Below are 23,168 nucleotides of genomic sequence, written 5' to 3'. Positions count from 1 at the left end.
AAGACGCCAGTTCCTTCAGCGCCTGATCGCTCGAGTCGATATATCGCTCCCGCTGCAAGGCACCGAAACGGCCGTAGGGATAATTGGCCGTCCCATGGCATCAGGCAGCCGCGTATGCGCGGGTTCTGCCTGAGCCGTGAGATTCAGATCAGACCACCATTCGCGAGAATCGTCTGGCCGTTCACCCACATGCCGTCTGACGAGCACAAGGCAGCGACGACATTCGCAATGTCCTCCGGTTCACCGAGTCGATGATGCGGCGTGCGTTGGACAAAACCGGCAATCGCCTGCGCGTTATTCAAGTCCGTGAACAGCGTGGTATTGACCGGACCCGGCGCTATCGCGTTGACGGAAATCATGCGCCCTGCCAGTTCCTTGGCCAGGACATTGGCATAGATCTCCTGCGCGGCCTTGGTGGCTCCATAGGGCCCGGAGGCGGGCAATCTCGCGTGCGCGACGGTGGAAGACAACGTGATAATGCGACCATTGTCACGAACGCGCCGTGCAGCTTCGCGCATCGTGTAAAAGCCGCCTTTCATGTTGACGTCAACCAATCGATTGAAGTTTTCATCCGTCATGTCGCTCATGGGTGTCTGACGAATGATCCCCGCATTTGCGACAACAACGTCGACGCCACCGAAAGCCTTGTCGTTTTCGTCAAAAAGTCGGCGCACCGCGTCGGGGTCGCTTATGTCTGCCTGGACCGCGATTGCTTTTCCGCCTGCACTCTCGATGTCGCGCACGACCGCATCGGCGAGATCGCGGTTCACAATGAAATTCACTGTCACCGTGTATCCCTCGCGCCCAAGACGCTTGGCCACAGCGGCGCCGATTCCACGGGACGATCCTGTCACGATGGCCGCTTTTCCGGTGCCGCCGCGAGCGGTCTCCGCAGAGGCAGTTTCCACAACCACGCCCGCTGCCAGCGGAGCGATCGCTACGGCGCTCAGGAGGCCGCGACGCGACATGGATGCCTGAGGTTGATCTTGGTTCTGATCGGTCATGGTGCTTTCACTTTCCTGGGTGTTTAGGTTTTTTGAATCTGGCGATTGACATCGCAGAACGCTGCGATGCGGTTGCCGCTTCCAGTGTCAGTCTAGGCAAGGGAAGGAGAGGCTCGGACAGGTCGTTAGCGCGCTGGCTTTGCATAAGCGTGGAAGGCCGGTTTCGCTTCTTGCCCCAACGTCGATTTCCGCCCCTAGATATTCGCGGCGGTCCAGCTTTGAGACCGCATCAAATGTCCGAATTCGAAGCCCCTGTTTGGCTTAGTTGTCCTTGCCAACTTCGAAAGTTGAACCGGCAGGATCGGTCTTCACTGTCCACTTGCCGCTCACCCGGAACGCGGAGGCCGTCCCGTAGCTATCTTCCATGAACTGGAAAAACACGATCTTGCCGTCGCGGACCTTGGCGCGAATAGCTAGGGGTGACGTAACGACAATCCCGGTTGCTTTGGCGCGATAGGTGAACTGGCCGAAGACGGCAACATTCTCACCGGCTCCAAACATGTCGAGAACCTTGAAGTCCTCCAGTGTTCCAAATTGCTGAACCCGCATAATCGCGTTGCTGTAGGCTTCTGGCCCCTTCTGGGTTCCGACCCACGGTATGATCTGCTTGAGTTCCGGGTTGTCGAAGTTCAACGAAATGTATGTAGCATCGGGAGCGACCAGACGCTTGGCAGCTGCCTCGACCTTGTCGGCACCGGTGTTGTTGAGGAAGTCGGCGACGATCCCGACGTTGTCGGATACGTCGGCTTTGTTTTCCTGGGCGATCGCAGCTGGCGCAGCCATCATGGCAGCAGTCGATACTGCTCCGGCCGTGGCAACTGCCAGAACAAGGCCAAAGCCGAGATTTTTAAAGTTGGACATCGATGTCTCCATATCGTTGCGATCGTCAGATCGATGGCGCCAAGACACTTCAAGTGTAATGGACCACATTCTGGCATCCGGTGATGCAGTGGTAGGACGAATAGATCCAAACTTGTCGATTGATAATCTGGGCGATGTTCGCTTTAATAGTGCCATGGCGGAACAAATCGGAATAGACCGACTGACAGGTATCATAGCGTTTGCTCGTGCCGCATCGCTTGGCAGTTACACCGCTGCCGCTCGCTCCCTATCGATTTCTCCCTCGGCGATCAGCAAGAGCGTGCAGCGCCTGGAGGAACGGCTAGGAGTCCGGCTCTTCAGCCGCACTACGCGCTCTTTGACCCTGACTTCTGAAGGACTTGCACTTCATGAACGGGCGTTGCGCTTGTTGCAGCAGGCCGAGGAAATCGAACAGGCCGCAGCCGCGACGCGGGCCGAACCCGCCGGATTGATGAAGATCACCGCGCCTCTGCCGGTTGGAGTGCATCTCATCAGTCCGCATCTCCCAGCGTTCCGGGAGCGTTACCCCAAGGTCTCTATCGACCTCCGCCTAGGCGATACCTTCACAGACCTTGTCGAGGAAGGGATCGACGTGGCGATTCGCGTGGGCCAGCCGGTCGATTCACGCCTTATCGCCAGGACACTTGCGCCGAACAGGGTCTGCGCGTTCGCGTCACCAGCCTACCTCGAGCGACGTGGCATTCCGACGCGCCCCGAGGACCTCGATGGGCACGACTGCGTCAACTTCCGCTATCAGAGCTCGGGACAGTCAATGCGATGGCCCTTCCGGACCGGCGAGCGGATCCAGGAGGTCTTGCCCAACGCCAACATCGTCGTCGACAACAGCGATGCGGTCGTGGCGATCCTCGTGAACGACGGCGGCATCGGCATTTCGGCGACGTACATCGCCGGTCCTTACGTCGCCCGCGGCGAACTCGTCCCGGTGCTGAAGACCTACTGGATGGACAGACACCACATAACGGCGCTGTGGCCGGAAAGTCGGCGCGGCAATCCGAACGTAAGGGCGTTCGTTGCATTTCTCGTCGAGCTTTTCCCAGATCCTACGCCGTGGGATACCGCATTCGCCCTCGCATGAACCGTTGATATACGGGCATAGACTTGACGATCGAGACAATGCCGATCGCAGCTCGCTTGGTCGGCGCGTTCGCACTTTCGGAATGTTCAGCTTGGCCGCCTTGAAGGATATCGAACTCTCTGCACATCATTCCCTGAACAGGCGACACGTTATTTGGGTGGTGTAACGTTGTGTTCGGCTTAACGGTTGACTGCCTTCTTCCAAACCTCAACGATCAAACTCATGACAAGAAGGCCGGCCCGATACCCGCTTTCTTGAGCAGACTCTAAGCAGGATTCCATGGCGCATATGAGGGAAGGCAAGCCTGGTTGCCTTCCCCGGTGTTTACCGGCGCTTTTTACGCCAGGGTGCATTCTGCTGCCAGTCGCCGGCCATGATGCTCCCGTAGGGGATCACCTCGTCGACCACTTCGGCGAGACCGTAGTGCGCGATCTGCGCCCGCACGTTCGCAGCGCTCTTGTAGGCGCTCGGCAGTTCCGACACGTCGGCGAAGCCGGAGAAGAACCGCGCGTCGAGACCGCTTGTTTCCTTCTCCAGAATAGCCGCGATGTTGTTCGGGCTGAGCCCCCGCGAATCCGCTCCATACTCCGCAGACAGCTGCCTCATATGCGCGCTGCGCGAAAAGTTGCGGCCAGCGCCATGCGGCGAGAAGCCGAGGCCATGGGCAGCGTTCGAGCCGCGAACGATCAGGATCGGTTCCGCCATATTGAGCGGAATGATGGTCAGATCGGTCGCATCATGCGCCCAGTTGTCGAAGGCGGGGGTGGCACCCTTTCCGTGGTAGAACAGCCCGTCCGACTTCCGGAAGACGAAATTATGCTCGTTCCAGAAGCGGTCCGCGACCTTGGCCGAGAGTTTTTCCGCCGCCATGTCGTGAAGGACATAGTGGTTCTCTTTCGTCCACTGGCGGATCGTCTGCAGCGCCGACCAGTAAAAGTCACCTTCCTCGGTATCCGCCGGAATCCAGGCATTTTCCCGATGCGTCTCGGGCGAAATGCGCTCCCGAAACCGATTGGCGACCTTCATGCCCTTGTCATAGAGGCGGGCGCCCGGTGCTCGCGATCCGTGGTGGGTCACAAGCGCGGTTTCACCGGTCGACTTCATCGTTCCGACATAGGCGAAATGATTGCCGTCGCCCTGGGTGGCGAAATGCTCGATGCCAGCGCTCAGCGCACCGTCGCGCAGATAAGGATTCTGCTCGAAGGCCGAAAGCGTCGCTTCGGAAGGCTTGATCTGCGCACCGCGCGGACGGCCGCCGGGACCGAAATGCGTCACGGCGTGCACGGCATCCAGGAGCGACTTCGGATCCACGCTCGGAAAGATCGAGATCGCCATGGAGCAGCAGATATCGGCCGAATGCATGCCGGGATGGATCGCTTCGGACGCGACGACGCCGCCGACCGGGATCGTTCCGACCGGACCCGCCGGGCAGGCGTCCGGCATGATCGCCGCGGCCCGGACGACCGGCGTGCGCACCAGCGCCCGCATCGTCGCATTGACCTTCTCGACATTGTCCTGCTCGAAGGCGTTCTCGGCGCGGATGTTGGAATAGATCTCGATATCGTTATCGGCCTTCAAGGCAAGCGTCGGCCCGGGCTGGAAGGCCCTTGCCGCCTCCAGCGCATCGGTCACCGAGCCACCCTTGCTCAAAACCGCGTTGGCCGCGTCGAGAGCCGGGCGAAACCACTTCCCCTGGCTCATGCCGGCATCGATCAAATCCTGTCCGCTCATTACCGCTATCATTGTCTTTTCTGCGTTTGCAGTCCTTCTTGTTCCGTTGCGTCTCTTCACACCGCCTGGGCGACGAGCATTGCGGAGATCTATCTCGCCGCACGCATTCCACGATCATGGCGCGATGCGGCCCCTGTAGTCGCCGGCGGCATTCGCCCAAGGCTTTGTTCAATCCCCGGCGACGAGATCTGACAGGACAATTTACTGAGCTACGTGCTCCTTTCGGAAACACGGGATGATTTGAACACCCGACCTGCCCGCCGGAAATCCGAGGGGCCGCTCTCTCCTTGTAGTCCTGCCGGCATTCGCCGGGGTAGTCCGTTCCTGCGTGGCAGGAGCTTGCAGCGGCGACGAGGGTGGACGAAACCGGATGGCCCCGCTCGTGCCAGAGAGCGTATGCCCAGGAGGAGTCGAACCTGCCAGACCATCCAACTTTGGAGGCTGTAGTTCCGTCCGGCATTCGCCACTGCAATCTTCGTCATGACGACAAGTGTCCGGGGAACAGCTTGCTCTACCGACTGAGCTACAGGACCAGGCCCTGGCGAGAATCGAACTCGCGACACAGATGTAGTTCCCCATGCATTCGCCATGTCATTCCATCTGTCCGTGACGACAAGGTGTGGTGAAACGTCCTGCTCTATCCGCTGAGCTACGGGTCCATGAAGTGGAGGACCCGACGGGATTCGAACCCGCGACCTGGAGGGTAACAGCCTGTAGTTTCATCCGGCATTCGTCACGGCTCCCCGCGCCGTTCACGGCGGCGCGAGGATATTGCTTCCTGTGAGCCCGTCAGAGCTAGATTGCCTCGATGGCTTTCACCCAGCCATCCGCGCCCTTGCTACTGGCCGCGAAAGCCGTGATCACCCCATAGACGGCATCCGAGAAGCCACCGATGTTGAGCACGTCTTCCCGCGTCGGCGCCTGCGTCGTGGCGTGGGGCTGGATGTCGAGGCAGACCAGCTTTGCAGCCGGGTTGACCCGCTTGATCCTGGCCCATTCCGTCATCACCGCCGTCGGCTGGCCGCTGCCGCGCGCATCCACCCAGGACTCATTGTCCGAGATGAATACCACCAGATCGACCTTGGCCCTCTCGTTTGCCAACATCTTCAGCGGTGCGGAGCAGTTGGTTCCGCCGCCGCCGATTTTCGCCAGCTTACCGGCATTGGTCATCACCGAATCCCGCTTGTTGAGGCTGACGCGCACCACGTCATTCTCGAACGGCAGCACCCGTGCCTTCGGGTTGCGCTGCAGGAACGCCGCAGCCATCAGACCGGCGACGTCGATGCAACGGACCGAGGACGTCGCGCCCTTCCGGTAGCCGGTCACGGGCGAGCCCATGGAACCCGACACGTCGGGGCAGAGCACGACATTGCCCATCAGGGACGGCACATTGGCGATGGCGGTATCCATCGCGTCCTGAAGCGCATCCCGCACGACATCCGGAACCTGGCCATCGACCATCTTCCACGCCATCATCAACTGATAGGGGAAGACCTTTGCCTTGCGGATTCCCTCCGGATCGGCAAGCCGCACCGCCAGCGCCTCGGCAAAACCCTCGACCTCGAACACGCCGTTGCGTGCAAAGGTGTTGAGGTTCTGCCGCACCATCTGCCAGCCACCCTTGCGGGCGATCTCGACCCAATGCTCCCGCGTCAGCGGCAGCGAGGTCAGCATCTGGAACGGGACATCAGGCACTGGCACCGTCTGGTCACGTCGGAACGCTTCCAATGCCTTGACGAGCTCCGGCAGTGCCGCATAGTCGTGCGGCTTGCCGATCGCCCAGGCATAAAGCGCCTTGCGCTCCTCGGTAGCCGGCTTCGGATGCACCATGCGGATGACGTCGGCGAGCGAAGGATCGTTTCCGACCATCGCACGCAGGATCTGCTCGGTGCCGGCCCGTTCGAGCCACGCCTGCACCACCTTCTTCGGACGTGTGCCGAGCGACTTGCGCCCCGCGGCGCCGGAGCGCATGACCTGCACGAAGCCACGCAGCATCTTGCCGCTCTTCACCACCCGCGGGAATGCACGGGCAAAGGCCTCGCTCTGAAGGCCGGAGAGCACGGCGAGCAGCGTTACCGGCATGTCCTTCATGTGACCCTTTTCAGCGGCGTAAACAGCCACCTTGGCGAGAAATTCCGGCTCGACCTGAAGGGCAAGCGTTTTTACCGCGTCAAGCTGCTCGGCTCCTTCAGCATAGAAGGTGCCGTTGAAGGTGCCGGTCACGGCATATTGCGCCAGCGCCTCGCGCGGCGTCAGCTGGTAGGCCAGGGCCGCTTCATGATTTTTTGTATCCGCTCCCGGGAGCAGTTTCCCGAGGTAGGTTTTGAAGATCGCCTTGTTGACCATGACAGCCCCTCTTGTGTGGTTCGTGCCAGATACATTTCAAGACGCGTGCCAGTTTGAAGAAAAGAACACATCCCCCCTGCATTTTTCTTTTATCTATCTGTTTCTAAATACTAAATTTTTATGAGCCTTTACGCGAAATGATGAATTGCGAAAATCGGCATCCCGATTATATTATCTTAAGCTATATAGATTTATAATTTTGGATAAACCATGAACCGCCGCGTCGCCATCAGCATATTGGGAACCACCCTGGATGCAGGGAAATGGGAAAATCGCTGGAGCCGCTGGCGGCCCAATGTCGCGCTCTGCCAGCAGCCGGGCCTGTTCATCGACCGGCTCGAGCTGATCCACGACAACCACTCGCAAGCTCTCTGTCACCGTATCGTTGCCGACATCGGAACCGTGGCGCCGGCAACGGAGGTGCGGAGCAATGTCATCAACTTCCGGGATCCCTGGGATTTCTCGGAGGTCTACACGCACCTCAGGGACTTTGCCCGCAACTACAACTTCGACCCCGAGAAGGAAGACTATCTCGTCAACATCACCACCGGCACCCATGTGGCACAGATCTGCTGGTTCCTGCTGACCGAAGCCCGCATCATTCCCGGCCAGTTGCTGCAGCTCTCGCCGCCGCGCGACCGGGAGCCGGAGCAGGATTTCGCCGGCACGCATCGGATCATCGACCTCGACCTGTCCCGTTATGACGAAATCGCCAAGCGCTTCGCCTCCGAGCGCGAAGACGCCGCCTCCTTCCTGAAGTCGGGGATTTCGACCCGCAGCGCCGCCTTCAACAAAATGATCGACGAGATCGAGAGGGTGGTGATCCGCTCGACCGCGCCTGTTCTGCTGACCGGGCCGACCGGTGCCGGCAAATCGCAACTCGCCCGCAGGATCTACGAGCTGAAGAAGAGCCAGCGCAAGGTCAGTGGTCCGTTCATCGAGGTGAACTGCGCGCCCCTGCGCGGCGACCATGCCATGTCCACCCTGTTCGGCCATGTGAAAGGCGCGTTTACCGGCGCTGCCGGCGAGCGTGCCGGCTTGCTCAAGTCCGCCGACAAAGGCGTGCTGTTTCTCGACGAGATTGGCGAACTCGGCCTCGACGAACAGGCCATGTGCCTGCGCGCGATCGAGGAAAAGAAGTTCCTGCCCGTGGGCGCTGATCGGGAGGCCTCCGCGGACTTTCAGCTGCTTGCCGGCACCAATCGCGATCTTGGCGAGGATGTCCGCAAAGGCAGGTTCCGCGAAGATCTCTATGCCCGCCTGAACCTCTGGACGTTCCAGCTGCCGGCCCTGCGCGATCGCAAGGAGGACATAGAGCCCAATCTCGACTTCGAGCTCAGGCGTTATCTGGAACGAGAAGGCGAAAATGTGACTTTCAACAAGGAAGCACGCGACCGCTACCTGACTTTCGCAACTGGCTCACAAGCCGTCTGGAGCGCCAACTTTCGCGATCTGTCGGCGTCGGTGACCCGCATGGCGACCCTCGCGCCGCATGGGCGCATCACGACCGACGTCGTTGACGATGAAGTCCGACGGCTGAATGCGTTTTGGCGCAGCTCAAATGACGACGGCAGGGTGGACCTGATCATTGAAGAAGTGCTGGGTGCAGAGACGGCCGCTAGCCTCGATCGCTTCGACACGGCCCAGCTTGCCACCGTTCTTCACACTTGCCGTCAACACGCCACGGCAAGTGCTGCGGGCAGAGCCTTGTTCGCGATGTCGCGACTGGAGAAAAAGAGCAGCAACGACGCCGATCGCCTGAGTAAATATCTCGCGCGCTTCGGCCTCCGATTCGAGGATATTAAGAAAGCCGGATAAAGGCTTGTGATAACCGGTGTTCCACTCCCACGTTGCCCTGTCTGGGCTAATCTGTGATCGGCTTTCCATGGACGAGGGAGTTTCGCCATGGAGAGTACATTGGATGTTTTCACGACCAGGAAGTCTGGGCGTGAGGTTCACCTATCGAACGCCTTCTGGAGCAAAGCACACGTTCCACTTGATGCCGCTATTTAACGCATTATTGCTTCAATGTCACAGCCGAAGGAACTCTCAGCCGAGACCTTCTTCAATCCTGCATTCACGCCAGGGCTACTGTACGCTGCAAATCTACGATGTTGCCTCATCAATCACACGCCCCATGGCATATGACGGCTGGTAACCTGGCAACACGTTGCCAGTGGGTCTGATGGAACGCATCAACGCGTCTCGGGACTTGCCTACGATTGCACCTGCTTTTCGCAAGCCAAAAACGTAAGGACCCACGTCAGCAGGCAGTGAATTGAGCGACAATCCCAACTCTTTATCGGAAAGATGGGCGACAGATGCTGCCAGTTCAGCGACTTTCCTTTCCATCGCCGCGTATGCCGTCGTCAGAAGGAGTACGATGTTGTCAAAATCGCTCCAAAACTCTTCCGGCAAATCACGACGAATCGCGGCCATGTCGTCCCCTGCGGCCATTGCTTCCCACATTGCCAATGGCGTGCAGCGTGAGATCAACGCATGGATACGACGGTACTCGGAGCCTTTGAGTTTGAGGCGCAAGCCATTTGTGAATCTAACGACAAATCCTTCGTTGTCGCGTGGGAGCGTTGCAGTATGAAGCATCATGTCCGCGATATTCCCGAACTCATGGCGTTCGGCCGCACGCCATCCCAACGCTTGGCTGGTCGTTCGAACCTCGTCGTAGGTTACTTCAAGACCTGAAGCGTGGTAGGCCGCCAACATCACCATGGCAGGCTCCGCATATCGCACGACAATTCTGTTTTCCGGATATACCGCCTCGAACAGATATGTCGTATCCGGCGACAGACCGGAGAGATCGTGGGCATCCAACCGTGCTTGAGCCCATAGGGCCTGTTCGGAGTCGAACGCGCCTTTGGTGGCTGCGTGCCAACGGCCAGCATCATTGAACACGATTATCAGACTACCATCGAGCTTTTCGAACGCCTCAAACGGCAGATCGGGTACTTCGCCATGCCGCTCGCCGACATTGAAAAACTTCGGAAACGGCGTGGCAACGACCCGACCAGCGCCCTCGTCCACAATGAGACCGCGAGCGATCAGCGAAAACTGATCCCAACCACCCTCATATACGCACCGGGGGGTATAGATGTAGAGCTGCAAAGTACCGCTTGCGTTCTGACGGCGATGGACATGGCCGAGCCCTTGGGCTCGCTTCAAGCCAGCGATAAGGTCGGGAAACGGGATTTGGCGTGCAGGGTGTATCGGGTCGTTCATCTTTTCACAGCACCCTCCTTTATCGCCTTCAGAATTAATTTCGGCTGAACTTATCAATTGTTCAGCCGTTCCACGCCGTCAAACGCGATTTACTGATAGATTTGATCGTCCGCTCTGATGGATGCAACGCCCCTTGGGTTCGGATCCAGCACAGCCTTTGCCAATGATTTCGCTACTGGCGTTCGCGATCCCCGCGTCGAAGCGTGAATTCGATTTGAGATAACGGTTCGATCAATCATGCTCAAAGAATTTATCTCGCGGCATTATCTAGGCTGCCACAAGGTCTGATTGGGGCACCGCTTACCATCTGCTCGTCAGTCCCTAAAAATTTCGCCGCCACCCTCTCCACTGTAGCGAATTCTCGTGTTGGCTCGACGGTCAACGGCTGCGTGCCACCGCGCCGGAAAGTTGAACCTTACAGCTATTTTCGCTCAATCGTCGATCTTTGCGCCGGCACGGCGGCCCTTAAGCGCCACCGTCCTTTTCAGCACTCGCCGCCATATGCCTGAGTTCGTCCCAGAGGCTTTCGGCGAAGCTGCGCAGAACGGTGAGTTCGAAGCTGTCATCGCCGGTGCGGACGATCTGGACGGAGATGTGGCCGACCATGGTCATCGCCGAACTGCCTTCCGGGAAGACGGCTGGATCCAGATCGATGGCGGTGCCTTTTGAGAGGAGCAGCCGCGAGGAGCGGCCTGATATGCCGATGCGCACGCGCCCGTGGCTCTGGTCCATGACGACGGCTTTTCCGGCAAGCGCTGCCGCTAGGGCTTGGAGACCGGCGGCGGAAAGCGGCTCGTTGCCGGCGACGAACCATTGGCGGAAGCCGGCCTTGCGGATCGAACTATTGGTAAAGCCGGCTTTGGCCAGTTCCGTGGCGAGAGCCGCCGGCTCGACCGCGCCGAGCACGTGCAGGAGATGGCCTTCCGGCAGGGCCTCCAGCCGGATGCTTGCTCCGGAAAGGCCACTATATGCCGTTCCGGCAAGAACCGGTCTGTGCTGGGGAAGATCAGGCATGGAGCTTCTCGTTTTCGGGATCGATGAAGACGGGATGGCAGAGCACCGCATCGGTGAATTCATTGTGCAGGCCGTTCCAGACCGTCACCTTCTCACCGATGCGCTCCGGCCCGCGCCTGACCAGCGCCAGACCGATCTTATGGCCGAGCGTCGGCGAGAAGGCGCTTGACGTGACATAGCCCTGATCGTTTTCCAGCGTCGCCGCAGCGCCCTCGGCAAGAATATGCGAGCCGGTGCGGAAGCCGCTTGCCGGATTGAGCGGCTTGACGCCGACGAGGCGCGGGCGCTCGGGATCCTGCAGGCCTTCGCGGGCAAGCATCGCCTTGCCGATGAAATCCGGCTTGGTGCTGGAAATCATGCGGCCGAAGCCGAGATCGCCGGGTGTTACCGTGCCGTTGATCTCGGCATGGGTGACATGGCCCTTTTCGATACGCATGACGCCGAGCGCTTCGACACCATAGGCTGAGATGCCGTGCTTCTCGCCTGCCGCCATAATGGCATCGGCAACGCTCTCGCCGTAGCCGGCGGGCACCGCAAGCTCGTAGGCGAGCTCGCCCGAGAAGGAGATGCGGAAGAGCCGGCCTTCGAGGCGGCCTGCGAATAGCGACACCTTGCGGGCGCTCATGAAGGGGAAGGCCGCATCCGAGATGTCCTCGTCGACGATCTCGGCGAGGATGGCGCGGGACTTCGGCCCGGCAACGGCCATCTGCGCCCATTGATCGGTCGAGGAGGCGAAACAGACGTCGAGTTCCGGCCAGAGCGTCTGGGCGCAGAATTCGAGATGGGTGAGCACGCCGGCGGCCAGCGCCGTCGTCGTCGTCATGAAGAAGTGGTCGTCGCTGAAGCGGCTGGTGGTGCCGTCGTCATAGATGAAGCCGTCCTCGCGTAGCATGATGCCGTAACGCGCCTTGCCCAGAGCAAGCTTGGAGAAGCCGTTGCAATAGACGCGATCGAGGAAGGTCGCGGCGTCGCGGCCGAAGATTTCGATCTTGCCGAGCGTCGAGACGTCGCAGAGGCCGGCATTTTTGCGGATATTCAGCACTTCGCGGTCGACGCTTTCGCGCCACGTCGTCTCGCCGGCGCGCGGGAACCAGGAGGAGCGATACCAGAGGCCGGTTTCGACGAAGACCGCGCCATTCTTTTTCGCCCAGCCGTGCAACGGCGATTTGCGCGCCGGCTGGAAATCTTTGCCGCGCGATGACCCGGTCAAAGCGCCGAAGGAAACGGGCGTATAGAAGGGCCGGAAGGTCGTCGTTCCCACTTCGGCCGGCGACACGCCGCGCGCCTCGGCAAGAATGCCGATGGCGTTGATGTTGGAAAGCTTGCCCTGGTCGGTCGCCATACCGCTGGTGGTATAACGCTTGGCAAGCTCGACATGGCCGTAGCCTTCGCGCACGGCAAGCCCGAGGTCCTTGAGGTGCACGTCGTTCTGATAATCGACGAAAGCCTTGCCCTTCGAGCCTTTCACCGACCAGAGCGGCTTTGCATGCGGAGCCGTCTCGGGAGCTGAAACAAAGGCCGGTTCCGCTGAAAAGCCGATTGCCTGCAATGCGGCGGCGGCCTTCGCCGCGCCATCGCCGAGGCAGGCCGTGGTTTGCGCAAGGCCGGCGGCTGCGCCGGCAACGGCAAGGCCGTCCTGTGATGCCGGCGCCAGAAAGGCCGAAGACTCCTCGGACCATTGCGGCTTCCCAGCACGATGGCAGGCAAGATGAATGACCGGGCTCCAGCCGCCCGACATGGCGAGCGCATCTGCGTCGATCCGGCGAATGCCGCCTGCGGTCTCGATGCTGACGCCGCGCAGGCGCTTGCCGCCCTCTGCATCGATGACCCGGGCGCCCCGCAGAACCTCGGCGCGGCCCTGCCAGCCCTTGCCGCCATCGGCGCGGCTGTCGACGATCGCGGCAACTCGAAGGCCGGCGGCTTCGAGGTCGGCGGCAGTGTCATATGCACTATCGTTGGTGGTAAAGATCACCGTGCTTTGGCCTGGCGCCACCGCCTGCCGATTGAGATAGCTGCGCATGGCGCCTGCCATCATCACGCCGGGAATATCGTTGCCGCCGAAGACGAGCGGCCGCTCCTCGGCTCCGGTCGCCAGAAGCGCCTGGCGGGCGACGATGCGCCACAATCTTTCGACGGGGCGCTCCGGATCGGGCAGCGCCACATGCTTCTGCACACGTTCGACCGCACCGAAAACATTGTCGTCGTACCAGCCGAACACGGTCATGCGCGGCAGGCGGCGCACATTCGCCAGCCCTTCGAGTTCGGCCAGCAGCTCGCCGAGAACAGCGTCCGCCGGCTTGCCGTCGACAGCGCCCCTTGCGGAAAGCAGGCTGCCGCCGAGTTCGGCGCCTTCGTCGGCAAGAATGACGCGCGCGCCGGCGCGCCCCGCCGTCAGCGCCGCGGCAAGTCCGGCGGGGCCGGCGCCGATCACCAGCAGGTCGCAATGCGCCCAGCATTTCTCATAGGCGTCGGGATCGGCTTCGTAGGAGGCGCGGCCGAGGCCCGCCGCCTTGCGGATCACCGGCTCGTAGAGCTTTTCCCAGAGGGCCGCCGGCCACATGAATGTCTTGTAGTAGAAACCGGCGCTGAGGAAAGGCGAGAGCAGGCCGTTGACGGCGCCGACATCGAAACCGAGCGAAGGCCAGCGGTTCTGGCTCTTGGCCGTCAGCCCCTGGTAAAGCTCGATCATCGTCGCGCGCGTATTCGGTTCGGTGCGCCCGCCGCTGCCTGTCGTCACCAGCGCGTTCGGTTCGGCGGCCCCCGCCGTCAGAATGCCGCGCGGGCGATGATATTTGAAGCTTCGGCCGACGAGCTGGATACCGTTGGCCAGCAGCGCCGAGGCGAGCGTATCGCCCGGATGGCCTTCCAGCGCCTTGCCGTCGAAGGTGAAACCGAGGGTCGCGGCCCGGTCGATGCGGCCGCCGGAGGAAAGACGGAAGCTCGTCATGCTGGTTCTCCGCCTAGCTTCGCAAGAGCGGCATCCCTGACGCCATGGACTGCATGGGTGACGGTATCACGCTCGACGATCAGCCAGCGGCGGCATCCGGAGGAATGGTGCCAGTATTCGCTGTGCCGGCCCTTCGGATTGTCGCGCAGATAGACATAGTCGTACCAGGCATCCGCGCCGGCATCCGGCGCCGGCCGGACCAGGTTCGCATCGCCGCGGATCGAGAATTCCTCCTTGGGCCGGACGCCGCAATGGGGACAAGAAATCAGGCTTGCCATCGTCTAAATGTCCTCAGTGCAGATTGGGCTGGGCGCCGACGCCCTTTTCATCGATCTGATGGCCGCGCGCGAAACGGTCGAGCCGGAAGGCGCGCGCCGTCTGATGCGGCGTGTTGCGGGCGATCAGATGGGCGTAGCAGAAGCCGGAGGCGGGCGTCGCCTTGAAGCCGCCGTAACACCAGCCGGCGTTGAGATAGAGATTATCCATATGGGTGCGGTCGATGATCGGCGAGCCGTCCATGCTCATGTCCATCACCCCGCCCCAGGAGCGCAGGTAGCGCACGCGCGACAAGGACGGGATCATTGCAACCCCGGCCTCGGCGACATGTTCGACCGAAGCCAGATTGCCGCGCTGGGCATAGGAATTATAGCCGTCGATATCGCCGCCGAAGACGAGGCCGCCCTTGTCGGACTGGGAGACGTAGAAATGCCCGGCGCCGAAGGTGACGACATTGTCGATGAAGGGCTTCAGCCCTTCGGAGACGAAGGCCTGCAGCACATGGCTTTCGATCGGCAGGCGGAGGCCGGCCATATCGGCGACGACGGTGGAATTGCCGGCCGCCGCCAGCGCCAGCTTGCCGCAGCCGATGAAGCCTCTGCTGGTTTCGACACCGGTCACCCGACCGTTTTCGCTGCGGATGCCGGTGACTTCGCATTGGGTGATGATATCGACGCCGCGGCTGTCTGCGCCGCGGGCATAACCCCAGGCGACCGCGTCGTGGCGCACCGTGCCGCCGCGCGGCTGGTATAGACCACCCATGACCGGGAAACGGGCATTGTCGAAATCGAGGAACGGAAGCTTCTTGCGCACCGTCTGCCGGTCGAGCAGCTCGGCATCGACGCCGTGCAGCCGCATGGCGTTGCCGCGGCGCGTATAGGCGTCACGCTGCGCATCGGAATGGAAGAGGTTGAGCACGCCGCGCTGCGAAACCATGGCGTTGAAGTTGAAGTCCTGCTCCAGGCCTTCCCAGAGCTTCATCGACAGTTCGTAGAAGGGATTGTTGCCGGGCAGCAGGTAGTTGGAACGGATGATCGTGGTGTTCCTGCCGATATTGCCGGAGCCGAGATAGCCCTTTTCGAGCACGGCGACATTGGTGATGCCGAACTCCTTGGCGAGATAATAGGCGGTGGCCAGACCGTGACCGCCGCCACCGACGATGACGACGTCGTAATGCGGCCTCGGCGCCGGATCGCGCCAGGCAGGCGCCCAGCCCTTGTTGCCGCGAAGGCCGTTCAGAAAAATCGAAAGAGCGGAATAGCGCATGGGTCACCCGGAAAGAACAGCTGCATGATGCCAGAAAGAAGCGGGCAGACTTGCACAATAGGGACATAAATAGCTAAGAAAGGGACATGTCCTCACTTGATAGCAGAAATATCCAGACGATCGGCTTCATCCTGATTCCGGGATTTGCGCTGATGTCCTATGCATCGGCGACGGAGCCGCTGCGGGCGGCAAATCTTCTGGCCGGCCGCGAGATCTATCGTGTCTCCACCTATTCGCCGGACGGCACGCCCGCCCTTTCCTCCTCCGGCGTCAGCGTGCCCGCCGAACCTCTTCCCATGAGGGGATCGGGTCTTGGCACCGCCTTCGTCTGCGCCGGCGGCCTGCCCCGGGACTGGCGATATCCCGGCGTGCTCGCCTGCCTGAGGCAGCTGTCACGCGAAGGCATGCGGATCGGCGGCATTTCCGGCGGCCCCTATCTGATGGCCGCCGCCGGTCTGCTTGCCGGCCGCGACTTCACCATCCACTGGGAATATGCGGCCGCCCTTCTCGAAGCCTTCCCGGACCTCACGCCGCGCCAGGCGCGCTTCATGATCGACGGCAACCGCATCACCTGCGGCGGCGGCATCTCCGCCCTCGATATGATGCATGTGCTGATCGCCGAGCGCATGGGGCCGGATTTCGCCCGCCGGGTCAGCGACTGGTATCTCCACACCGAGGTCAACGAACCCGCCGCCCCGCAGCGCGCCTCGCTCGCCGAGCGTTACGGCGTCCACCACCCCGGCCTGCTCAGCGTTCTCGAACGGATGGAGGAGACGATCGAGATGCCGCTCGAGCGCGCCGCCATGGCGCGCATCGCCGGCGTCACCACCCGCCATCTCGACCGGCTGTTTGCGGCCCATCTCGGCACCAGTTTCCTCGATCAATACCGCCGGATCAGGCTTCAGCATGCCCATCGCCTGCTGAAGCAGAGCCCGCTTTCCGTCTCGGAGATCGCTGTTGCCACCGGTTTTTCCAGTCTCAGCCATTTTTCCCGGATGTTCCGTGCTGTTTATGGTATCGCTCCGCGGGCGGCACGGCGGGAATAGGTTTTCTTCACGGTTGAGAGATTTTCACTATGGCGATAGGATTGCCTTGACGCAAAAGAGAAGGCAGCAGTGAAAAATCCGATGAAGACCAAGGGCGAAGCGGCAGATCAACCGGAACAGGCACAGGGCGGCCGCACGCCTTTTTCCCAGGATCCGCACGCCGTTCGGGAACCGAAGGAAAACAACCTCGAAATGGCGATCGGCCATGAGGTGCGCGCCTACCGCAAGAAACTCGGCATCACCGTCACCGATCTCGCGGCCGCGACCGGCATTTCGCTCGGCATGCTGTCGAAGATCGAGAACGGCAATATCTCGCCGTCGCTGACGACGCTGCAATCGCTGTCGCGGGCGCTCGGCGTGCCGCTGACCGCCTTTTTCCGCCGCTTCGAGGAGCCGCGCAATGCCGTTTTCGTCAAGGCGGGGCAGGGCGTCGAACTCGAACGGCGCGGCACCCGCGCCGGCCACCAATATAATCTGCTCGGCCATATCGACAACAATACCAGCGGTGTCATCGTCGAGCCCTATCTGATCACGCTGACGGCCGATTCCGACATCTTCCCGACCTTCCAGCACGAGGGCATGGAGTTTCTCTATATGCTCGAAGGCGAGGTGGTCTACCGCCACGGCGATCAGCTTTTCCAGATGCAACCGGGCGACAGCCTGTTCTTCGACGCCGATGCGCCGCATGGGCCGGAACAACTGGTGAAACTGCCGAGCAAATACCTGTCGATCATCAGTTATCCCCAGCAGAGCTCGCGGAGCTGAATTGCCTTAGAGGAAAACTTTATTCTTCCCAGTTGATATCCCGATAGAGACCTGTTACTCCTTTCTCAACATGAACGGAGGCACGCGCCATGTGCGGCATTGTAGGACTGTTCCTCAAGGACAAGAGCCTTGAACCTCAGCTCGGGAATCTGCTCTCGGATATGCTGATCACCATGACCGATCGCGGGCCGGATTCGGCCGGCATCGCGATCTATGGCGGCACGGCCGAGGGCAGGGCAAAGATCACCATCCAGTCCGCCAACCCGGGCGCCGATTTCGAGGGCCTCGCCGGCGACCTCGAGAAGGCCGGCATCAAAGCCCATGTGTGGGTCAAGAGCACGCACGCGGTCATCGAGCTTGATGCTTCCAAGCTTGCAGACATGCGCGAGACACTCGAACGGATCCGCCCGGCCGTCCGCCTGATGGGCTCGGGCGAAAGCGTCGAGATCTACAAGGAAATCGGTCTTCCCAAAGACGTCGTAGCGCGCTTCGGTGTCCGCGCGATGAGCGGAACCCACGGCATCGGCCATACCCGCATGGCGACCGAATCCGCCGTCACCACGCTCGGCGCCCATCCGTTCTCGACCGGCGCCGACCAGTGCCTGGTGCATAACGGCTCGCTGTCCAACCACAACAATCTGCGCCGCGAACTGGTGCGCGAAGGCATGACCTTCGAGACGCAGAACGATTCCGAAGTCGCCGCCGCTTATCTCACAGCCGAAATGGCCAAGGGCAAGGATCTCGGCCAGGCGCTGACCGGCGCGCTCGACGATCTCGACGGCTTCTTCACCTTCGTCGTCGGCACCAAGTCCGGCTTCGGCGTGGTGCGCGACCCGATCGCCTGCAAGCCCGCCGTCATGGCCGAAACCGACCAGTACGTCGCCTTCGGTTCGGAATACCGAGCGCTGGTCAACCTTCCCGGCATCGAGAATGCCCGTGTCTGGGAACCGGAGCCGGCAACCGTTTACTTCTGGGATCACGACAAGGCCGCCTGAGGGGCGTCCGAAAGCCAAGAGGCGGCGCAGACCGCCTCCCAGACAAACGAGGCTTCCAACGAGGAATCAATGCCCACATTCGATCTTTCCAACACCCCTCTTCGGGAACTGAACAGCGCGCTGCACGCTCTTTCCAAAGGCGCCAACGACACTGAATTCGAAGTCATCAACCCGCGCGGCAGCCACGCCGTCGCCGTGGGCATCGACAGCTCGGTCACGGTCGCGGTCAGGGGCTCGGTCGGCTATTACTGCGCCGGCATGAATGACGGCGGCACCATTACGGTTCATGGCTCGGCCGGTCCGGGCGTTGCCGAAAACATGATGTCCGGCACCGTCGTCATCGAAGGCGACGCCAGCCAGTATGCCGGCGCCACCGGCCGCGGCGGCCTGCTCGTCATCAAGGGCAATGCGGCCTCGCGCTGCGGCATTTCGATGAAGGGCATCGACATCGTCGTGCATGGCAGCATCGGCCACATGTCGGCCTTCATGGGCCAATCCGGCCATCTCGTCGTGCTCGGCGATGCCGGCGATGCGCTGGGGGATTCGCTCTACGAAGCCAAGCTATTCGTCCGCGGCGAGGTCAAGAGCCTCGGCTCCGACTGCATCGAGAAGGAGATGCGGCGCGAGCATCTGGAAAAGCTTGCCGAGCTGCTCGACAAGGCAGGCGTCACGGGCGTCAGGCCCGAAGAGTTCAAGCGCTACGGCTCGGCCCGCAAGCTCTACAATTTCAACATCGACAACGCCGACGCGTATTGAGCCGAGGGACATCCATGAGCTATCACAACCCCTATACCCCGCCCCGCAAATCCGCGACCTTCGACGATTATACGCTCGCCGAAATCCGCCGCGCGGCGGCCACCGGCATCTATGACATCCGCGGCGCCGGCACCAAGCGCAAGGTTCCGCATTTCGACGATCTCTTGTTTCTCGGCGCCTCGATCTCGCGCTATCCGCTCGAAGGCTATCGCGAGAAGTGCGACACGACAGTGGTGCTCGGCTCGCGTTTCGCCAAGAAGCCGATCACGCTGAAGACGCCGATCACCATTGCCGGCATGAGCTTCGGCGCGCTTTCCGGCAACGCCAAGGAAGCGCTCGGCCGTGGCGCGACGATCGCAGGCACCTCGACCACGACTGGCGACGGCGGCATGACGGATGAAGAACGCGGCCATTCGCAGACGCTGGTCTACCAATATCTGCCCTCGCGCTACGGCATGAACCCTAAGGATTTGCGCCGCGCCGATGCGATCGAAGTCGTGGTCGGCCAAGGCGCCAAGCCCGGCGGCGGCGGCATGCTGCTCGGCCAGAAGATCTCCGACCGCGTCGCCAATATGCGCAATCTGCCGAAGGGCATCGACCAGCGCTCGGCCTGCCGCCATCCGGACTGGACCGGCCCCGACGATCTGGAAATCAAGATCATGGAACTGCGCGAGATCACCGATTGGGAAAAGCCGATCTACGTCAAGGTCGGCGGCGCGCGCCCGTATTACGACACCGCCCTTGCCGTGAAGGCAGGCGCCGACGTCGTCGTGCTCGACGGCATGCAGGGCGGCACGGCGGCCACACAGGACGTCTTCATCGAGAATGTCGGCATGCCGACGCTCGCCTGCATTCGTCCGGCCGTTCAGGCGTTGCAGGACCTCGGCATGCACCGGAAGGTGCAGCTCATCGTTTCCGGCGGCATCCGCTCGGGCGCCGACGTTGCCAAGGCGCTGGCGCTCGGCGCCGACGCGGTGGCGATCGGCACGGCCGCCCTCGTCGCGATCGGCGACAACGATCCGCACTGGGAAGAGGAATATCAGAAACTCGGCACCACGGCCGGTGCTTATGACGATTGGCATGAAGGCAAGGATCCGGCCGGCATCACCACCCAGGATCCGGAGCTCGCAAAACGTCTCGACCCGGTTACGGCCGGCCGCCGCCTTGCCAACTACCTCAAGGTGATGACGCTCGAGGCGCAGACGATCGCGCGCGCCTGCGGCAAGAACCACCTGCACAACCTCGAGCCGGAAGACCTCGTCGCGCTGACGATCGAGGCATCGGCCATGGCGCAGGTGCCGCTCGCCGGAACCAACTGGATTCCCGGCAAGGGAGGCTTCTGATTTCTACCGGCCGGGCCAAAGTCCCGGCCGTCTCATATCCATAACCAAAGTGTCTCCAAGAAATCCAAAGGGGAACGAGAATGACACTGGACCTTGCTGCTTTTGCCAGAGACAAAGGCATCAAATATTTCATGATCAGCTACACGGACCTGTTCGGCGGCCAACGCGCCAAACTGGTCCCGGCTGAAGCAATTGCCGATATGCAGAAGGATGGCGCCGGTTTCGCGGGCTTTGCGACCTGGCTCGATCTGACGCCTGCCCATCCGGACCTGTTTGCGGTTCCCGATGCTTCCTCCGTCATCCAGCTCCCATGGAAGAAGGACGTCGCATGGGTCGCGGCCGACTGCGTCATGGACGATCAGCCTGTCGAACAGGCGCCGCGCGTGCTGCTGAAAAGACTGGTCGCCGAGGCTGCTAAAGAAGGGCTCAGGGTGAAAACCGGCGTTGAGCCGGAATTCTTCCTCATCTCCGCCGACGGCTCGGTGATATCAGATCAGTTCGATACCGCCGAGAAGCCTTGCTACGATCAGCAGGCGGTGATGCGCCGCTATGACGTCATCGCCGAAATTTGCGATTACATGCTCGAGCTCGGCTGGAAGCCCTATCAGAACGACCACGAGGATGCGAACGGCCAGTTCGAGATGAACTGGGAATATGACGACGTTCTGAAGACGGCGGACAAGCATTCCTTCTTCAAGTTCATGGTCAAGTCGGTCGCCGAAAAGCACGGGCTTCGCGCCACCTTCATGCCGAAGCCCTTCAAGGGCCTGACCGGAAACGGCTGCCATGCCCATATCTCGGTCTGGGACCTCGACGGCAGGGTCAACGCTTTCGCCGACAAGGAAATGGCCTTTGGGCTCTCGGCGCAGGGCAAGACCTTCCTCGGCGGCATCATGAAACACGCCTCCGCACTTGCCGCGGTCACCAATCCGACGGTCAATTCCTACAAGCGCATCAACGCGCCGCGCACGACATCGGGCGCCACCTGGTCGCCGAACACCGTGACCTGGACGGGCAACAACCGAACCCACATGGTGCGCGTGCCGGGACCGGGACGTTTCGAGCTGCGGCTGCCGGATGGGGCGGTCAATCCCTACCTGCTGCAGGCGATCATCATCGCCGCCGGCCTCGACGGTATCCGCAGCCAGGCCGACCCAGGCCGGCACTACGATATCGACATGTATGCCGAGGGACACCTGGTGAAGGACGCGCCGCGCCTGCCGCTCAACCTTCTCGATGCGCTGCGCGCCTATGATGACGATGAGGGCCTGAAGGCGGCGATGGGGGCGGAATTTTCCGCCGCCTATCTCAAGCTCAAGCATCGGGAATGGAATGCCTACTGCTCGCATTTTACCCAGTGGGAACGCGACAGCACGCTCGACATCTGAGCGGCCGGACCGATGTCTTCGACGACTGCTGGCACGCCGGGCGACAAAGCCCGGCGTGCCCAGGCCCTCTGCGCTTTAGGAAGAGCCGACATGAAAAACTTCATACTCACGGTATCCTGCAAATCGACGCGCGGCATCGTTGCGGCGATCTCCAGCTATCTGGCCGAGAAGGGCTGCAACATCATCGACAGTTCGCAGTTCGACGATCTCGATACCGGCAGGTTCTTCATGCGCGTCTCCTTCATTTCCGAAGAGGGGCTTTCCGGCACCGAGATCGGCGCCGATTTTGCCGCTGTCGCCGCGCCCTTTGCGATGGATTACGAATTTCACGACAGCGAGAGCCGCATGAAGGTGCTCTTGATGGTGTCGCGCTTCGGCCATTGTCTCAACGACCTGCTCTACCGCTGGAAGATCGGCGCCCTGCCGATCGACATCGTCGGCGTCGTCTCCAACCATTTCGACTACCAGAAGGTCGTGGTCAATCACGACATCCCGTTCCACCATATTCCGGTCACCAAGGCCAATAAGGTGCAGGCCGAAGCCCATATCATGGAGGTGGCCGAGCAGACCGGCACCGAGCTGATCGTGCTCGCCCGCTACATGCAGATCCTCTCGGATGAGATGTGCCAGAAGATGTCGGGCAAGATCATCAACATCCACCACTCTTTCCTGCCGTCCTTCAAGGGCGCCAACCCCTACAAGCAGGCCTATGGCCGCGGCGTCAAGCTGATCGGCGCCACCGCCCATTACGTCACCGCCGATCTCGATGAAGGCCCGATCATCGAGCAGGACACGGCGCGCATCACCCATGCGCAGTCGCCCGACGACTACGTCTCGATCGGCCGCGACGTCGAAAGCCAGGTGCTGGCCCGCGCCATCCACGCCCATATCCACCACCGCACCTTCATCAACGGCAACCGCACCGTCGTCTTCCCGGCAAGCCCGGGAAGCTACGCATCGGAGCGCATGGGGTGAGCGCCGCCTTGGGACACATCAGCAACAACTGAGGCCAGCATCAAGTTATTCCTCACCGCCGGCCAGCGAGCTTAATGCAAAGCGTGTTTCGCCAGTTGCTCCGGCGCACTGCGGCTTTTCGC

Annotated in this window: 18 protein-coding genes; 9 read left to right on the top strand and 9 right to left on the bottom strand. The window is 61.4% G+C overall.

What is annotated here, in order from left to right; genetic code table 11:
• Positions 1–143: 143 nt before the first annotated feature.
• Together RHEC894_RS28545 and RHEC894_RS28540 are read right to left on the bottom strand one after the other, a co-directional pair.
• The gene (locus RHEC894_RS28545; protein ID WP_085740053.1) at positions 144–1,004 is read right to left on the bottom strand and encodes an SDR family oxidoreductase; all 861 of its coding nucleotides are present in this window, start codon (positions 1,002–1,004) and stop codon (positions 144–146) included.
• Between the two features lie 261 nt (positions 1,005–1,265).
• Positions 1,266–1,865 (bottom strand): nuclear transport factor 2 family protein, encoded by a 600-nt coding sequence (locus RHEC894_RS28540; protein ID WP_245339571.1) that lies wholly within the window; start codon positions 1,863–1,865, stop codon positions 1,266–1,268.
• A 154-nt stretch (positions 1,866–2,019) separates the two neighbouring features.
• On the opposite strand from RHEC894_RS28540, the gene RHEC894_RS28535 reads away from it, so the two are divergent.
• Positions 2,020–2,961, top strand: a complete 942-nt coding sequence (locus tag RHEC894_RS28535) for a LysR family transcriptional regulator (RefSeq protein WP_085740051.1) — start codon at positions 2,020–2,022, stop codon at positions 2,959–2,961.
• Positions 2,962–3,285: 324 nt separating this feature from the next.
• On the opposite strand, the gene RHEC894_RS28530 is transcribed toward RHEC894_RS28535, so the two are convergent.
• Both RHEC894_RS28530 and RHEC894_RS28525 read right to left on the bottom strand, forming a co-directional pair.
• A complete protein-coding gene (locus tag RHEC894_RS28530) occupies positions 3,286–4,692 on the bottom strand; it encodes an RtcB family protein (protein WP_071091744.1) in 1,407 nt (468 codons plus the stop codon).
• Between the two features lie 795 nt (positions 4,693–5,487).
• Positions 5,488–7,038, bottom strand: coding sequence for an RNA-binding protein (locus tag RHEC894_RS28525; protein ID WP_085740050.1), 1,551 nt, complete (start codon positions 7,036–7,038; stop codon positions 5,488–5,490).
• Positions 7,039–7,248: 210 nt separating this feature from the next.
• Here RHEC894_RS28525 and rtcR point away from each other — a divergent pair, with 210 nt between their 5' ends.
• Positions 7,249–8,856: an RNA repair transcriptional activator RtcR gene (rtcR, locus tag RHEC894_RS28520; protein WP_085740049.1), complete on the top strand. Its 1,608-nt coding sequence runs from the start codon at positions 7,249–7,251 to the stop codon at positions 8,854–8,856.
• A gap of 288 nt (positions 8,857–9,144) precedes the next feature.
• On the opposite strand, the gene RHEC894_RS28515 is transcribed toward rtcR, so the two are convergent.
• The 5 genes from RHEC894_RS28515 to RHEC894_RS28495 all read right to left on the bottom strand — a co-directional run bounded on the left by RHEC894_RS28515 (position 9,145) and on the right by RHEC894_RS28495 (position 15,778).
• Positions 9,145–10,275, bottom strand: a complete 1,131-nt coding sequence (locus RHEC894_RS28515; RefSeq protein ID WP_010069311.1) for an RNA ligase — start codon at positions 10,273–10,275, stop codon at positions 9,145–9,147.
• Positions 10,276–10,740: 465 nt separating this feature from the next.
• Positions 10,741–11,289 (bottom strand): sarcosine oxidase subunit gamma family protein, encoded by a 549-nt coding sequence (locus tag RHEC894_RS28510; protein WP_085740048.1) that lies wholly within the window; start codon positions 11,287–11,289, stop codon positions 10,741–10,743.
• The gene (locus RHEC894_RS28505) at positions 11,282–14,236 is read right to left on the bottom strand and encodes a sarcosine oxidase subunit alpha family protein (protein ID WP_085740047.1); all 2,955 of its coding nucleotides are present in this window, start codon (positions 14,234–14,236) and stop codon (positions 11,282–11,284) included. The genes RHEC894_RS28510 and RHEC894_RS28505 overlap by 8 nt, the downstream gene beginning before the upstream one ends.
• The gene (locus RHEC894_RS28500; protein ID WP_085740046.1) at positions 14,233–14,514 is read right to left on the bottom strand and encodes a sarcosine oxidase subunit delta; all 282 of its coding nucleotides are present in this window, start codon (positions 14,512–14,514) and stop codon (positions 14,233–14,235) included. Before RHEC894_RS28500 ends, RHEC894_RS28505 begins: the two co-directional genes overlap by 4 nt.
• 13 nt (positions 14,515–14,527) lie before the next feature.
• Complete coding sequence (locus RHEC894_RS28495; RefSeq protein WP_085740045.1) at positions 14,528–15,778, bottom strand: sarcosine oxidase subunit beta family protein; 1,251 nt, start codon at positions 15,776–15,778, stop codon at positions 14,528–14,530.
• A gap of 86 nt (positions 15,779–15,864) precedes the next feature.
• Here RHEC894_RS28495 and RHEC894_RS28490 point away from each other — a divergent pair, with 86 nt between their 5' ends.
• The 7 genes from RHEC894_RS28490 (at position 15,865) to purU (ending at position 23,046) form a co-directional block, all read left to right on the top strand.
• On the top strand, positions 15,865–16,824 hold the full coding sequence (locus RHEC894_RS28490; RefSeq protein WP_085740044.1) for a GlxA family transcriptional regulator: 960 nt from the start codon (positions 15,865–15,867) through the stop codon (positions 16,822–16,824).
• A gap of 81 nt (positions 16,825–16,905) precedes the next feature.
• Positions 16,906–17,589 (top strand): helix-turn-helix domain-containing protein, encoded by a 684-nt coding sequence (locus RHEC894_RS28485; RefSeq protein ID WP_085740043.1) that lies wholly within the window; start codon positions 16,906–16,908, stop codon positions 17,587–17,589.
• An 89-nt stretch (positions 17,590–17,678) separates the two neighbouring features.
• A complete protein-coding gene (locus tag RHEC894_RS28480) occupies positions 17,679–18,584 on the top strand; it encodes a glutamine amidotransferase family protein (RefSeq protein ID WP_085740042.1) in 906 nt (301 codons plus the stop codon).
• Between the two features lie 69 nt (positions 18,585–18,653).
• Positions 18,654–19,340 carry a GXGXG domain-containing protein gene (locus RHEC894_RS28475; protein WP_010068902.1) on the top strand — a complete coding sequence of 229 codons (687 nt, stop codon included), beginning with the start codon at positions 18,654–18,656 and terminating at the stop codon, positions 19,338–19,340.
• 14 nt (positions 19,341–19,354) lie between these two features.
• Positions 19,355–20,683 (top strand): FMN-binding glutamate synthase family protein, encoded by a 1,329-nt coding sequence (locus tag RHEC894_RS28470; protein WP_085740041.1) that lies wholly within the window; start codon positions 19,355–19,357, stop codon positions 20,681–20,683.
• 80 nt (positions 20,684–20,763) lie between these two features.
• Positions 20,764–22,071: a type III glutamate--ammonia ligase gene (gene glnT, locus RHEC894_RS28465; protein ID WP_085740040.1), complete on the top strand. Its 1,308-nt coding sequence runs from the start codon at positions 20,764–20,766 to the stop codon at positions 22,069–22,071.
• Positions 22,072–22,161: 90 nt separating this feature from the next.
• Entirely contained in the window at positions 22,162–23,046 is an 885-nt protein-coding gene (purU, locus tag RHEC894_RS28460; RefSeq protein ID WP_085740039.1) for a formyltetrahydrofolate deformylase, read from the top strand.
• Positions 23,047–23,168: the final 122 nt, after the last annotated feature.

The sequence above is a fragment of the Rhizobium sp. CIAT894 genome (assembly GCF_000172795.2).
In the GTDB taxonomy this organism is placed as follows: Bacteria; Pseudomonadota; Alphaproteobacteria; order Rhizobiales; family Rhizobiaceae; genus Rhizobium.
This window is presented reverse-complemented; position numbering and strand designations above follow the sequence as displayed.

What these genes read in the sequence shown, in the direction of transcription:
- RHEC894_RS28510 (WP_085740048.1), bottom strand. Translation starts at nt 11,289, where the DNA reads ATGCCTGATCTTCCCCAGCACAGACCGGTTCTTGCCGGAACGGCATAT.
- RHEC894_RS28505 (WP_085740047.1), bottom strand. Translation starts at nt 14,236, where the DNA reads ATGACGAGCTTCCGTCTTTCCTCCGGCGGCCGCATCGACCGGGCCGCG.
- RHEC894_RS28530 (WP_071091744.1), bottom strand. Translation starts at nt 4,692, where the DNA reads ATGAGCGGACAGGATTTGATCGATGCCGGCATGAGCCAGGGGAAGTGG.
- RHEC894_RS28540 (WP_245339571.1), bottom strand. Translation starts at nt 1,865, where the DNA reads ATGTCCAACTTTAAAAATCTCGGCTTTGGCCTTGTTCTGGCAGTTGCC.
- rtcR (WP_085740049.1), top strand. Translation starts at nt 7,249, where the DNA reads ATGAACCGCCGCGTCGCCATCAGCATATTGGGAACCACCCTGGATGCA.
- RHEC894_RS28475 (WP_010068902.1), top strand. Translation starts at nt 18,654, where the DNA reads ATGCCCACATTCGATCTTTCCAACACCCCTCTTCGGGAACTGAACAGC.
- RHEC894_RS28490 (WP_085740044.1), top strand. Translation starts at nt 15,865, where the DNA reads ATGTCCTCACTTGATAGCAGAAATATCCAGACGATCGGCTTCATCCTG.
- RHEC894_RS28515 (WP_010069311.1), bottom strand. Translation starts at nt 10,275, where the DNA reads ATGAACGACCCGATACACCCTGCACGCCAAATCCCGTTTCCCGACCTT.
- purU (WP_085740039.1), top strand. Translation starts at nt 22,162, where the DNA reads ATGAAAAACTTCATACTCACGGTATCCTGCAAATCGACGCGCGGCATC.
- RHEC894_RS28470 (WP_085740041.1), top strand. Translation starts at nt 19,355, where the DNA reads ATGAGCTATCACAACCCCTATACCCCGCCCCGCAAATCCGCGACCTTC.
- RHEC894_RS28545 (WP_085740053.1), bottom strand. Translation starts at nt 1,004, where the DNA reads ATGACCGATCAGAACCAAGATCAACCTCAGGCATCCATGTCGCGTCGC.
- RHEC894_RS28485 (WP_085740043.1), top strand. Translation starts at nt 16,906, where the DNA reads ATGAAGACCAAGGGCGAAGCGGCAGATCAACCGGAACAGGCACAGGGC.
- RHEC894_RS28500 (WP_085740046.1), bottom strand. Translation starts at nt 14,514, where the DNA reads ATGGCAAGCCTGATTTCTTGTCCCCATTGCGGCGTCCGGCCCAAGGAG.
- RHEC894_RS28525 (WP_085740050.1), bottom strand. Translation starts at nt 7,038, where the DNA reads ATGGTCAACAAGGCGATCTTCAAAACCTACCTCGGGAAACTGCTCCCG.
- glnT (WP_085740040.1), top strand. Translation starts at nt 20,764, where the DNA reads ATGACACTGGACCTTGCTGCTTTTGCCAGAGACAAAGGCATCAAATAT.
- RHEC894_RS28480 (WP_085740042.1), top strand. Translation starts at nt 17,679, where the DNA reads ATGTGCGGCATTGTAGGACTGTTCCTCAAGGACAAGAGCCTTGAACCT.
- RHEC894_RS28535 (WP_085740051.1), top strand. Translation starts at nt 2,020, where the DNA reads ATGGCGGAACAAATCGGAATAGACCGACTGACAGGTATCATAGCGTTT.
- RHEC894_RS28495 (WP_085740045.1), bottom strand. Translation starts at nt 15,778, where the DNA reads ATGCGCTATTCCGCTCTTTCGATTTTTCTGAACGGCCTTCGCGGCAAC.